At 56.8% G+C, this 13439-nt stretch carries 10 protein-coding genes; 1 reads left to right on the forward strand and 9 read right to left on the reverse strand.

Annotation, left to right across the window (positions count from 1 at the left end; genetic code table 11):
• Positions 1-118: 118 nt before the first annotated feature.
• The 9 genes from ACU6HM_RS04845 to ACU6HM_RS04885 all read right to left on the reverse strand — a co-directional run bounded on the left by ACU6HM_RS04845 (position 119) and on the right by ACU6HM_RS04885 (position 10020).
• On the reverse strand, positions 119-1762 hold the full coding sequence (locus ACU6HM_RS04845; RefSeq protein WP_009454330.1) for a dipeptide ABC transporter ATP-binding protein: 1644 nt from the start codon (positions 1760-1762) through the stop codon (positions 119-121).
• Positions 1763-1786: 24 nt separating this feature from the next.
• Entirely contained in the window at positions 1787-2626 is an 840-nt protein-coding gene (locus ACU6HM_RS04850; protein ID WP_009454332.1) for an ABC transporter permease, read from the reverse strand.
• A gap of 27 nt (positions 2627-2653) precedes the next feature.
• Entirely contained in the window at positions 2654-3595 is a 942-nt protein-coding gene (locus ACU6HM_RS04855) for an ABC transporter permease (protein WP_009454334.1), read from the reverse strand.
• Positions 3592-5190, reverse strand: a complete 1599-nt coding sequence (locus ACU6HM_RS04860) for an ABC transporter substrate-binding protein (protein ID WP_446763406.1) — start codon at positions 5188-5190, stop codon at positions 3592-3594. The genes ACU6HM_RS04855 and ACU6HM_RS04860 overlap by 4 nt, the downstream gene beginning before the upstream one ends.
• 77 nt (positions 5191-5267) lie before the next feature.
• Complete coding sequence (locus ACU6HM_RS04865) at positions 5268-6512, reverse strand: Zn-dependent hydrolase (protein ID WP_446763407.1); 1245 nt, start codon at positions 6510-6512, stop codon at positions 5268-5270.
• Positions 6509-7756, reverse strand: coding sequence for a diaminopropionate ammonia-lyase (locus tag ACU6HM_RS04870; RefSeq protein WP_021446636.1), 1248 nt, complete (start codon positions 7754-7756; stop codon positions 6509-6511). Before ACU6HM_RS04870 ends, ACU6HM_RS04865 begins: the two co-directional genes overlap by 4 nt.
• Positions 7757-7777: 21 nt before the next feature.
• Positions 7778-8623 (reverse strand): MurR/RpiR family transcriptional regulator, encoded by an 846-nt coding sequence (locus tag ACU6HM_RS04875; RefSeq protein WP_009454338.1) that lies wholly within the window; start codon positions 8621-8623, stop codon positions 7778-7780.
• Positions 8624-9149: 526 nt separating this feature from the next.
• Positions 9150-9524 (reverse strand): DUF7079 family protein, encoded by a 375-nt coding sequence (locus ACU6HM_RS04880; RefSeq protein WP_254499298.1) that lies wholly within the window; start codon positions 9522-9524, stop codon positions 9150-9152.
• A gap of 328 nt (positions 9525-9852) precedes the next feature.
• On the reverse strand, positions 9853-10020 hold the full coding sequence (locus ACU6HM_RS04885; RefSeq protein ID WP_254499300.1) for a hypothetical protein: 168 nt from the start codon (positions 10018-10020) through the stop codon (positions 9853-9855).
• A 931-nt stretch (positions 10021-10951) separates the two neighbouring features.
• On the opposite strand from ACU6HM_RS04885, the gene pgaA reads away from it, so the two are divergent.
• Positions 10952-13435 carry a poly-beta-1,6 N-acetyl-D-glucosamine export porin PgaA gene (pgaA, locus tag ACU6HM_RS04890; protein WP_446763408.1) on the forward strand — a complete coding sequence of 828 codons (2484 nt, stop codon included), beginning with the start codon at positions 10952-10954 and terminating at the stop codon, positions 13433-13435.
• The last annotated feature ends 4 nt before the right edge of the window (positions 13436-13439 follow it).

A 13439-nucleotide genomic window follows, 5' to 3' on the forward strand; every position in this document is an offset into this window, starting at 1 on the left:
CCCTGGGCGGGATTCGGAACGCCCGGCCCCTCTCAATCAAGGGCCAGAAATCGAAAACAGACTGCGCGCCGGGCTGCGCACAAGGCTCAGCCCCCAGTTGCGCTGACACGCGCATCAATCAGGCATAAGCACAAAAATTCTGAAAATCCCAATGCACACCGGGTGCGGATTCCACCAGTTCACGGGTGTAAGCCTGACTAGGCTGGCTAATGACACGGCCTGGGTCCCCGGCCTCCACAATCCGGCCTTTTTGCATCACCACAATGCGATCGGAAATCTGGGCCGCCACCCTTAAATCGTGCGTAATAAACAGGATGGCCACACCAGTTTTGCGCTTGATATCGACCAGCAACTTGAGCACTTGCTCTTGCACCAGCACATCCAGCGCGGACACGGATTCGTCCGCAATCAGGACATCCGGCTCCATCACAATGGCGCGGGCCAGACAAAGCCGTTGCCGCTGACCACCCGAAAATTGATGCGGATAGCGCTCCAGCACATCCGCGTCCAGCCCCACAATGGACAAGACCTCGGTCACGCGTTCGATAGCGACTTTGGGATCGACGCCGATGTTGTGCATGCCCTCGGTCAAAGACTGGCCAATCGTTACGCGGGGATTCAGCGAGCGATACGGGTCCTGAAACACGATTTGCACTTTGCGCCGCTGCGCCAGGCTGCGATCCTTGCAGGCGGCGGGTAAAGTTTCACCGTTCAGCGTGATCTGCCCTGAACTTGCCTCAACCAGGCCAATAATGCAGCGCGCCAAGGTGGACTTGCCCGAGCCGGACTCCCCCACGACACCCAGCACTTCATCACGGCGTATATCCAGATTGATATCGCTAAGCGCATGCATCTTGCGACCTTTGGAGAACCAGCAATCCGAGCCATAGACCTTGCCCAAACCACGGGCGCTCAACACGATCTCGTTTTGCACTTCCTCTTTTGCAGGCGGATGCACATTGGGAACGGACGCAATCAGGGAGCGGGTATACGCTTCTTTGGGATTGGACAGAATCTGCTGACACGTCCCCATCTCCACACTATCGCCACGCTTCATCACCAGAATCCGGTCAGCAATATCGGCCACCACACCAAAGTCGTGCGTCACGAAAATGACCGAGGTGCCGCATTCGCTTTGCAGTTCCTTGATCAGGCTTAGAATCTGCTTTTGCGTGGTCACGTCCAACGCCGTGGTAGGCTCATCCGCAATCAACAAACGTGGCTGCAAGATCAAGGCCATGGCAATCATGATGCGCTGGCGCTGACCGCCGGACAGCTCATGCGGATAGGCCATGAAGAGTTTTTCCGGCTCCGGCAAACGCACGCGCTCCAGCATATTGATCACACGCTGGCGACGCTCCTGCCGGGAACTGTTCTTTTCGTGGATACGGATCACTTCGTCGATCTGCTCGCCCACCCGCTGCACCGGATTCAGCGCGGTCATGGGCTCCTGAAACACCATGGACATGGCCGAAGCCCGCAAGGACAGCAAATGCTCCTTGTTCATGGTCAGCAGGTTCTCGCCCATCAGCTCGATACTGCCTTGGCTGACACGCAAGGTATCGGGCGGCAACAAGCCCATGATGGCAAAGGAACTCAAGGATTTGCCCGAGCCGGACTCGCCCACAATGCACAGGGTCTCGCCTGCATACACATCAAAGCTGAGCTTGTTCACCAACTGGCGGGGATTAGTCGCTTTAGTTTCGATGCACAAGTCCTTCACCGACAAAACACAGTGGGGCTTGGTCGTAGAGGTATTCATTGTTATGTCTCCTGCCCTCGTCATTTACAGCCGTGTGACCAGCTTGGGATCCAGAGCATCGCGCAAGGCGTCGCCCAGGACGTTGATACTGAGAATGGTGATGGACAGCACAATGCCGGGGTACAGCACGATGCCGGGAATCAGCTGAAAGTACAGGCGACCTTCGGCAATGATGTTGCCCCAGGAGGCCATCTCGGGAGGGATGCCCGCCCCCAGGAAACTCAAGATCGCTTCCAACAACACCGCCGAGGCAAACACATAAGTGCCCTGCACAATCAGAGGGGCAAAGGTGTTGGGGAACATATGGCGCGACAAGATCACGTAGGCCGAAGTCCCCACTGTCATGGCCGCTTCCACATAGGGCTCGGAACGCACGCTAAGAATCACGCCCCGCACCAACCGTGTCATGCGTGGGATCTCCGGGATGGCAATGGCGATCAGTACCGTGGTCAGGCTGGCACCGGACACCGACACCAGCGCAATGGCCAGCAAGATGCCAGGGATGGCCATCACACCATCCATCACTCGCATGATGACGGCGTCCAGACGGCGGAAGTAACCCGCCAGCGAACCCAGAATCACGCCAAAGAACACGCTGATGGCCAGGACACCGAACCCCACCATAAAGGACACTTGCGCCCCATACACCACGCGGGAATACAGATCCCGACCCAGTGCATCCGTCCCCAGCCAGAACTGCTCGGAAGGCGGTTGCAGACGCACACTGGGGTCCAGTTGGGTGGGATCTTGCGTACCCAGAAACGGAGCAAAGATCGCCATGGCGGCCATCAGGATCAGGAACAGCAAGGCAGCACGGGCCGAATTGCTGGCGACCACTTTCTTCAATTTGTTGAGCTTTTGCATATTGTTCTACCTGTAAAAAGCGAGGGCTCAATAATCGATACGGGGATCGACCAGCATGTAGGAGATATCAATCAGCAGATTCACCCCTACATACACCAGCGAAAACAGCACGATCAGGCTCTGAATCACCGTAAAGTCGCGCGACAGCACCGCATCCAGCACCAAGCGCCCAAGCCCCGGAATGTTGAAGACCGATTCGGTCACCACCACCCCGCCGATCAGCATGGTGATGCTGATGCCGATAATCGTCAGGATGGGAACTGCCGCATTGCCCAGGGCATGACGTGTCAGGACACGACGCTCGTTCAAGCCTTTGGCACGGGCGGTGCGGATGTAGTCCTCGTTCAAGGTGTCGATCACACTGGTGCGCACAATGCGGGTAATCAGGGCGATGTACACCGTACCCAGGGACACCGCCGGCAGAATCAAATGCCGCAGGTGTTCCCACAGGCCTTCACTCAAGGGCTTGTAGCCCTGTACCGGCAACCAGCGCAGCTCCAGCGAAAACAGCAGGATCAACAAATAAGCCACGATGAATACCGGCACGGAAAAGCCCGCCACCGACCCTGCCATCACAAAGCGATCCAGCGACTTGCCTCGATACCAGGCCGAGCACACCCCTAGCGGAATGGAAATGGCCAGGGTGTAGGCCAGGGTCAACAAGGTCAGCGAAACCGTAGGCCCCAGACGATCCAGCACCAGATCCTTGACCGGGCGGCTGGAGATCAGGGACGTGCCAAAGTCCCCTTGCACCATGCTGCCCAGCCATTGCACAAACTGCACCGGCACTGGCTGGTCCAGCCCCATCTGATGACGGATTTCCGCGATCTGTGCATCCGTCGCGTTATCACCCGCCACCAGTACAGCGGCATCGCCATGTGTCATGCGCAGGACCACAAAGATCACCAGCGCCACAATCAGCAATACCGGGATGGTGGCCAGTACGCGCTTGAAAATAAGCCCAATCATCGCTTCTCCACATTCCAGAAGACCGGAACCGGCGTTTGCAGAAAGCCATTCAGGTTCTTGCGCACGGCGCTGACCATCTTGAACTCACCCAGAGGGACGATCACACCTTCATCCATGATGTGTTTTTGCAAGTCCGTGGCCAAACGCACCAGCTCGGACTCGCCACTGGCGCGGGCAAATTCCATGCGTGTCTTTTCAATGGCAGGGACATCCGGCCAGCCAAACCAGGCCTTGTCGCCGTTGGAGGCCACCGCCATGAAGCTCAGCGGATTGCTGACATCCACCAGCCCGGAATAGGTGGTGATGATGCTCCAGCCCCCCTCTTGCACGGGACGCTTGGAGGTGCGGCGAGTCTGCACGGTTTGCCAGTCCATGGCTTCCACATTGACGGTGAACCCGGCATTGCGCAGTTGCTGGGCAATCACAGGCACCACGGGCGAAGTCAGGAAGTCGGTGGGATGCAGCAAGACCACGGGCTCGCCCTTGTAGCCGGCCTGCTCCAGCAGCTTTTTCGCACCGGCGGCATCACCCTTGAAGTAGGCTTCAGAACCGGCTTGTGACGGGAATACGCTGTGGCAGCCAAACACCGCCCCACACGTTTCAAAGTATTCCGGGTTGCCCACTTGTGCCTGCATCAAGGGCTTCTGGTTCAGCGCCATCATGGCGGCCTGACGCACTTGCTTGTTATTGAATGGCGGCTGCAGGAAGTTAAAGCGCATTTCAGTCTGCGCGCCCCGAGCCGTAGAAGCATTCAGAACAATGTCCGACTCGTTTTGCAGCAGGGGCAAGAGGTCCAGCTGAACCTGATCGATCACATCAATCTCGCCACTGCGCAGCGCGTTCACCCCGGTCATGGCATCGGGCATGGCCACCCAACGCACACGATCTACCTTGACCTGCTTGCCACCGGCCAACCCGCTGGCAGGCTCATTGCGGGGCACGTAGTCCGGGTTTTTCTCGAACACGGCCTGCACACCTGGGCGATATTCCTTCTCCACAAATCGGAATGGTCCCGAACCCACCGTAGAAGTAATCGCCTGACTGACCGGCGTACGTGCCACCTCCTTGGGCATGACGAACAAAGGCAAGGAACTGGGCTTGCCCATGGCGCGCAGCGCGATGTCGGTCGGGAAAGAGAACTGCATCACAAAGGAGCGATCATCCACGACCTCCATCTTGGTCAGGAACTCCGTCATGATCTGGCCCATCTTGTCCAGCTGAATCCAGCGCTTGATGGACTCGACCGCATCATCAGCCGTTACGGGCGAGCCATCATGCCAGCGCAGGTTTTCACGCAAGGTCATGGTGTAAGTCTGGCCGTCTTCAGAGACTTTCCAGCCTTCCAGCATCTGGGGTTTGACCTGCCCCTGCGCATCTTCCGCCAGCAAGGTGTCGTACACCATATAGCCGTAGTTACGCACAATGTAGGAGGTAGTAATGACTGGATCCAGGGAGCGCAGTGGCGCTTCCATCACGGCGGTCAGCGTGGTTTGCGCACTGACGGCCGCAGGGGCAATCGCCGTGATGGCAAGGGCAGCCCAGACAGCGGCTAACGATTTGGCAGGACGCAAGCGGTCCTTAAGCAGGTTGCTCATGTTTTGTCTCTCCAGGTAGTTAAAAGCGGTCCGCCTTTGCTCTTGTGGCGGCGGTCCCGTCATCAGGGATTTACTGCTTATTCACGGGCCAGCTCCACCAAGGTCGATAGCAGAATCGAACATCCCGCTATCAGGTCTTTATCGTGGGTAAACTCTGCCGGGTTGTGGCTCAAACCACGTACACTCGGTACAAAAATCATGCCTGTGGGGCAAGAGCGCGCCAGCATCTGCGCATCGTGCCCGGCACCGCTGGGCATGCGCTTGACCGAGCAGCCCAGATCCTTGGCGTGTTGCTCGACCTTGCTGATCAAGCGTTCATCAAACTGCACAGGATCAAAGCGGGCCAAATGGCGATGCTTGATCTGCACACCCTCACGCTCGGCCGCCTGCCGGGCGAAATCCAGCACTTCCTGTTCGGCCTGATCCAGGCTGGCCTTGTCCACATTGCGCAAATCCACGGTAAATACGGCTTTGCTGGGGATCACATTGACCAGATTCGGAAACAGCTCGCAGCGCCCTACTGTGCCCAGTTGCGGCGGGCCGTAACGCTCAGTCAACTGGCGTACAAAACTACCAATTTGCTGCGCCACGACACCGGCATCATGACGCAGGTGCATGGGCGTGGTGCCCGCATGGTTGGAGACACCATGCACCTCAAACTCCAGCCAGCAAATCCCTTGCACGCCAGTCACGGCACCAATATCAATGCTTTCATGCTCCAGAACCGGGCCCTGCTCAATATGCAGTTCCATATAGGCATGCACATCAGGTTGGCCGCAAAGCACGGAACCGGCGTAGCCAATACGCTCCAGATTCTCGCGCACGGTGCTGCCATCAATGCCCACGGTGTCCAGTGCTTCCTGCAAGGACAAGCCACCTTGAAACACCAGACTGCCCATCATGTCCGGAGCAAAGCGCGCTCCTTCCTCATTGGTAAAGGCCACCACTTGCAAGGGACGATCCAGTTGCACATCGGCATCATTCAAGCTGGCCACCACTTCCAGTCCAGCCAGCACACCCAGATTGCCGTCGTAGCGTCCGCCAGTACGCACGGTATCAATGTGCGAACCCGTCATGACCGGCGCCACATCCAGACGGCCAGCGCGTGTCCCGATAATGTTACCGATCTGATCGATCTCCACACGCATGCCCAGATCACGCATCCAGCTGACCACCTGATCGCGGCCCGCCTTGTCCTCGTCCGTCAAGGCCAGGCGACAGACACCGCCCCCGTCGATTGCACCAATCTGCGCCAACTGCGCAATACGCTGCAGCAGGCGTTCGCCATTAATGGCTAAACATGTGCTGGCTGGGCTGTTCATACCGGCTCCTGAGCCAGCACTTCTTTGGCGCTCATACCGACAATGCGCTGATACAGCTCTGCATCGGTATCACCTTCGCTGGCAAAAAATAGGATTTGGCTGTTTTCATCAATACCCAATGCCTGACGCCAGTCCGCTTGCTCGCACGCAGCCATGCAAGCCGCCACACCGGCCACGGCAGACTCACCCGCCACAATCGGCGCATCACCTTTATCGGCACGGGCCAGACGGCGCATGGTTTGCAAGGCGGCATCGTCTTCCAGCGTCATATAGGCATAGGTGCCGGGATCCAGAATTTCCCAGGCCAGCAAGGAGATTTCGCCGCAAGCCAGACCGGCCATCACCGTATTCAAATCGCCGGTGACCGTGACGGGCTTACCTTGAACAGCACTTTGGAACAGGCAATCGGCCTTGTTGGGTTCCACCACAATCAAGCGAGGGCGCTGCGCACCCAGACGCTCCCACATATGGGCGCATACGGCCGCCGCCAAACCACCCACACCACCCTGAATAAAGACGTGAGTCACCGGCTTGCCCGAAGCAATCTGATCCAGCGCTTCCTGCACCATCACGGTGTAGCCCTGCATCACATCCTTGGGCACATCCATATAGCCCGGGTAGGACGTATCGGACACCACAAAATAGCCATGCTCTTTGGCATCTTCAGCAGCTTGGCGCACCGAATCATCGTAATTGCCGGGCACGCGTACTACCTTTGCCCCGTAAGAGGCAATGGCCTGCTCACGACCAGTACTGACATGCTCATGGATATAGATCACGCACTGACAACCGGCATTCTTCGCCCCCCAAGCCACCGAGCGGCCATGATTGCCATCGGTCGCGCAGGTCACGGTCAAACCAGCAATAAAGTCCTTGTAGGCAGGACTCTTCAGATCATCCAGCGTCAGGCTGGCATTGCCGGTATGAGCTTGCAACTGACGCAACAGCAAACGATTGACGGCATAAGCACCGCCCAAAGCCTTGAAGCTGCCCAAACCAAAACGACCGGCCTCATCCTTGTAATACACCCCGCCCACCTTCATCTGCGCGGCCAGGCCGGGCAAATGACGCAAAGGAGTAGGCGCGTAACCGGGCCACTGCACGATGCTGGCCTGAGCCTGCTCGTAGGCGGCCACCGACAAAATCGATTGCAAGGAGGCGTCATATTCCTGGCTATCCTGAACGCAACGAGGGTTCAGATACAGTTGCACCGCGCCTTGCTCCCGAACGGCATGTTTGTTCATGTCTGCTCCACTTCTATGGGTTTAATTATTGGACTTCAAGTCCTGAAAACTGCGATGGATGGATTCAATCTTCTGCAACTTACGGGCAACCTGCGTCTCGGCCTGCAGTGCCACCCGGCTGACCAAGTAATTGATCAGGCTGAGCGTGCCGGTATGCGAGTCAAACAAGTACTCCCCGCGTGTTGCCACCGTGAATGCGATGTCTTGCGAACGCAGCAAGGAGCTTTCCAGGCCATCCGTCAAAAAAGCCATCTGTACCGACTCGCCCCGCAGATGCTCCACCAAGGAAGGCAAGAGCACCGAGCGGCGACGAAAATCCATCACCAGGGCCAGATCCCCTGCTTCCACATCGGCCAGTTGCTCGGTCAGATGGGCCACCGTGCCCACCGCCAGATGCACATCCGGGCGCAGCTGCTGCAGTAAAGAGTGGGCGTAGCACGCCAGGATCTGGCCATTGCGGAAACCAAACACCCAGATGCGTCGTGCTTTCAGGGCGGCTTGGGTGAAGTTGTCCAGATGCTGTTCAGTAATGTTCTGGAAGGTGGTGGAAATGTTCTGTACGTCTGCATTGATAAACGGCGTCATATCGGCCTGAATACCGCTGCTGGACATGGAGTGCAGACGCTTGAAGGGAGCGCCGTCACCCATTTGCTCGCGGGCCGTGACCCGGAATTCGTTAAAGCCGTTAAAACCCAGACGCCGGAAAAAGCGCACCGCGGTAGCCGCCGATACACCTGCTTTCTCGGCCAGTTCCTGGGCGGAGTAAGTCGCCAGCTGCCCCATATGAGACAGGACCACATCGGCCAACCGCCGCTCCGCGCTGGGCAGGACATCGAGAATATCCAGGATCGAATCTTTGATGACCATGACACAACCTAAAATTGAAATTTGTTTTTCATATAATACTTAATAAAATTTTAATTTCAATTATGGATGTAATGATTTGGCTCCGTATTTACCCTTGGGAGCAGAAAAAAAGAAAGAAGATCATGATCTCACGTCCACCAAGAGTGGCTTCAAATAAGGCCCACAGAGAAAAATAAGGGATAAACCCTTATTGGGAAAAATTTCTGTTTCCTGGCAATGAAAGCATAAAGCCCATGATGAAATTTAAATTTCATCATGGGCTTTGGTAAGACAAATTTCAGAACCAAGGCCGCTTGCAGAAGCCAGAAAAACCCCGTCAAGTGGGCCTATTGCGCTGGCAACAAAGACAAACAACGCGCAATCAGAATATCGGCCAAGGACAGACTTCTGGCCACACTCCGGGACCAGAGCGCCTACATCTGGCAAGCCAGCATGGCATCCTCAACATCAAGCGCCAACAGTTCACATCGATACGCGGATGCCTCTTGCAAGGCTTGTCGCATCACGCCCCCATTTTTAACGATCGTTAGAAATGGGGGGGATTACCCGATGACAAGTACTGAGACAGCTCACGCCACTCCTTGGCAAAGTAATAGCGCAGGAAACGCTGTTGGGCATGCCAGCGCACCCGTCTGAACAGACCGGCACCGGCACGAGCCTGGCGATGCGCCACAATATCGCGCCAGAGTTGGTCGGGTTCAAACCCGGTCCAGATTGAAGGGATGGGGGCAAGCGCGTTGGAATAGCAAACCGGCGCCACCCACTCGAACAAAGCCCTTTCTACATGGTGGACCGAAAAGTACTTGGCCACGTTCGCAATAGCCTGGTAATTAACCGGCCTATCTACAAACAATTCCGACAAGGCTTCACACAACGCCTTATCGCTTGGCTGATCACTCAAGATGTAACTCCTTCTCTCCAGCCATTTCCCCCTTTGATAATGAAGGGAACTACCATAACATCCAGCGACACACCGTCCGGTGGTCCAGACGATACTGGGCAGCTAAGGATCACGCCCCTATCTGCGTTGATCAATATGTCTGTGCAACTTCTAGCTTGAATGCTTCTGTGTACATCGCCATATAAAACACCCCAAAGCTTGGATGGGTATCAAACTTTTGGGGTGCAGTTCAATTTTTCAACAGGCGGGCATTTTTGCGTGTGGAAATGCTTAATTCTTCCAGCATCCGCCGTTGAAGCCTTGCCAGGTACCAAGCTGTCTCCAGAAATTAACCCGAATGTGCACGCTTGCCGGGATTTTTCTTGCTGCGGGTATGCGCACCGCGCTCCTGGCTAACACGTTGCCCCCGGAATTTCGTGCTGAGGTTCACGCCCTTGGGGGGGGCAGGAGGGGGAGTACGCTTACGGTCGGCTTCTGTAACAATTTTGGTGCCCATGGAAATCTCTCCGGTTTGGTCAACTTGCGTTTATTTTGCGTTCGCTCGGTTTAATCTCGGCCACAGGAATCATCACGGATAACCTGTCACCTCATCCAGCATAACAGGCATTGAACCAACCGGCCCCATAACCATGACCCCCCTGGCAAGGCCAGATGTCTGGACGTACACGCACTTTGGTATGGTTGCAGCAGTAGCCCCTACCCTTTCAAGACACGAGCCGTATGTGTTTTTCCATACAAGGGTGAACCCATAGCGAAATGAATGCCTCTGGTGGGCTGCCAAGTGACGAGCGGCCCAACCGTGAGAGGATTTGTACCAATGTCCAGCCAATGCCGGTTTCAGCGCAGTGCGAGTACATGACTTAAAGCACACATTTGGGCGACGGCTGCGTGCTGCGGGAATGCATTTGGCAAACAGGCAAGTTCTGCTAGATCCCACGAATGGGTCAATCACAACCGACTATTCAGCCGCTGATTTGTCCAAATTGCTGAACGAAGTTGAGAAGCTTGCCCACAATGCCGAAAAAGCGCCAGCGGTTACGCTTCTGAGAAGACGGGGTGATCGGTGAAAAACGAGTCCCCACAGAATCCCCACAGCAATGAACAAGGGCTTACAGCAATAATGCTGTAAGCCCTTGATAAATATGGTCGGAACGGAAGGATTAGAACCTTCGACCCATTGCACCCCATGCAAGTGCGCTACGCCCCGAAAGAATCAAGCCCCGACCCTGTTTGCTCTGTTGTGCAAGCTTTTTCTTAAGAAGCATCTAGCTTAGGCCGAGTGGCTTACTACAAAAAACCTGGTGGTTTACATCAAAAGGCCAATTACCGCCAGAGGCCCAGACTCCTAGGATACCCCTTAAGACCCTTCTGTTCGCTCAGTAACGAACAGTGGCAGGACGTACACACAAACAACAAGGGGAAGAGAAGTGTCCAGGCGATCAATAAAAAGACAAGCTCTGCAAAACGTCGGTCTCTTCCCAGCCAGAACCTCGTTTCTGCGCCGGTTCTGGCTGGATTCCTTTACCCTGCTGGTACTGACCGCGTGTAGCACCAGCCTGTATGCCGCCTCCTACGAGGATTGGATCAAACAGGCACGCCAAGGCCAATACCAATCCGCCATTGCCGGCTTGCAGCAGTACCGGCAACAGCATCCGCAAGAGACACGTGTCCAGCTTGATCTGATGCGCATTCATGCCTGGGCAGGCCAGCCGCAAGAGGTCATCCGCCTGTACCAAAGCTGGCCGACCAACCTGCCCTTGCCGGCCGATGTATTGCTGCTGACAGCACGCGCCTACAAAGATGCGCGCCAATGGACACCGGCCCAAAACCTGTATCGGGAAGGAATGCGGCGCTTTCCACAACAAGCCGCCTTCACCATGGGCCTGTGCATGAGCCTGGCCGATGCCGGACTGACTGCCCAGGCCTTGAGCTGCGCCCAGCAACTGCAGCCGGCCACACGCCAAAACACCATGTACCTGCTGACGCGCAGCTACATCTACCGCGCTGCCGGCCAGAACTACGAAGCCCTGCGCGTCAGCCAGGACGCTCTGGCTGTCCAGCCAGACAAAACCGATGTTATCCGGGATTATGACCAGTCCCTGCATGCCGCCGGACTGCACCGCCAGGCGATGGAATGGCAAACACAACATCCCGACATCTTCTCGAACGCAGACCTGGCTGACCGTCAAGCCGACTATGCCGCTGAATTGACACGGCTGTCGCCCCAGCCCACACGCACACTACCCGAACGTTTTCTGGTCGCCAATCGAGCCATCGCGTTGCAAGACAAACTGGCTGACAGCGCCAGCTTTCTGGGTAACCCCGCTTTCGCCCGCCGCATCCGTGGTGACCGTCTGATTGCGATGGACACACGCGAAGACGCACCCTCTACAGTAGACATTGCTCCCGAACGGGCGGCCCAATATCCAGGCTATGCCTACGCCTCGCTAGGAGCCCTGCAACTGCGCGCCCGTCACCCCGAACAAGCCGTATCCAGCTACGAGCGGGCGTTGGCCGAACCCTCGCTGGACGCAAAAACACGCACACGCTATCAAACCGGATTGGCCTTTTCCTTGCTGGAGTCTGGCCGCGAAGATCAGGCACTGGCATTGGCCGAGCGCATGGAAAAAGACATGCCCGCCACTCGGTGGCTACGCGGGAATCCAATCCCCCAGCCCAATCCAGGCTATACCGACGCCTTGATTTTGAAAAACTCGCTCTATACCTATACGGGTTTGCTCAAGGAGGCGCGCGAAAATCTGGGCAAGGCCAGCGCACAGGCACCGAGTAACGTCAACCTACGCGTGCCGCTGGCCGATGCCCAGCGCATGTCGGGCATGCCACGGGCGGCGGAACGCAATCTGAAGATCGCCGAAACCTACGCGCCGCGCCAAGAAGACGTCATCATCAGCCAGGCCCAGACCGCCCTGGATCTGCACGAATACCGCCAGGCCGAAGAACTATTGGCGTATGCCAAAGCGCACTACCCCACCAATATGCGGGTCGCGGAACTGGAAAAAGACTGGCAGTCCTACCGCAAGAATGAATTGATCCTGCGCAGCGGTTTTGAAACCAGCAACGGCGGCGATATCTCGGGCAATGACGGCATTCGCACCGAGGCGCAATGGTACAGCGCCCCCATCAACTACAACTGGCGCGCCACCGCCCTGGCCGGTCACCTTGATACCAGCGACGAGCTTGGTCACAACGTGAACTGGCAGGGAGCCGGCCTGGAGTACCGCGGCCGCGACTGGCAATCACAGTTGACAATCAACAACCAGAACTGGGGTCAGGGCAACAAGATGGGAGCCAGCCTGCAGCTTGATCACGAGCTGAGCGATAACTGGAGCATCGGCGGCACCCTGGACTATCGCACCCTGGATATTCCGAATCGCGCCCTGGCCGCAGGCATCACGGCCAACCAGGGACAAGTACGGCTGCGCTGGAAAAACGGCCCCGAACAATGGGTGCAAGCCGCCTATACCGGGACAAAATTCTCTGACAACAACGTACGTCAGAGTCTGCAGATCACAGGTAACCAACGCATCTACACCAGCCCGCGCATCAAGGCCGACGCCCAGCTGGAACTATGGGCTTCCGGCAACAAAGACGAAGACAGACCCTACTACAGCCCACGGCGCGAATACATGGCTGTGCCTGCCCTACGTCTGGAGCACCTGCTTTACCAACACTATGACGAGCGCCTGACCCAAGCCCTCACACTGGGTGTGGGCTTACATCACCAAAGCGGCTATGGCAATGGCACCGTAGGTTCCGTCGCCTACGAACTGAACTACCAGCACGACCGCAATCTGGAAGTCGGCCTGCGCCTGCAGGCCCTGTCCCGCCCCTATGACGGCCAGCGCGAACAGCAGTACAGCGGCATGGTTGAACTCAAGATCAAATTCTAAGCGG

Source organism: Alcaligenes sp. RM2 (assembly GCF_052931795.1).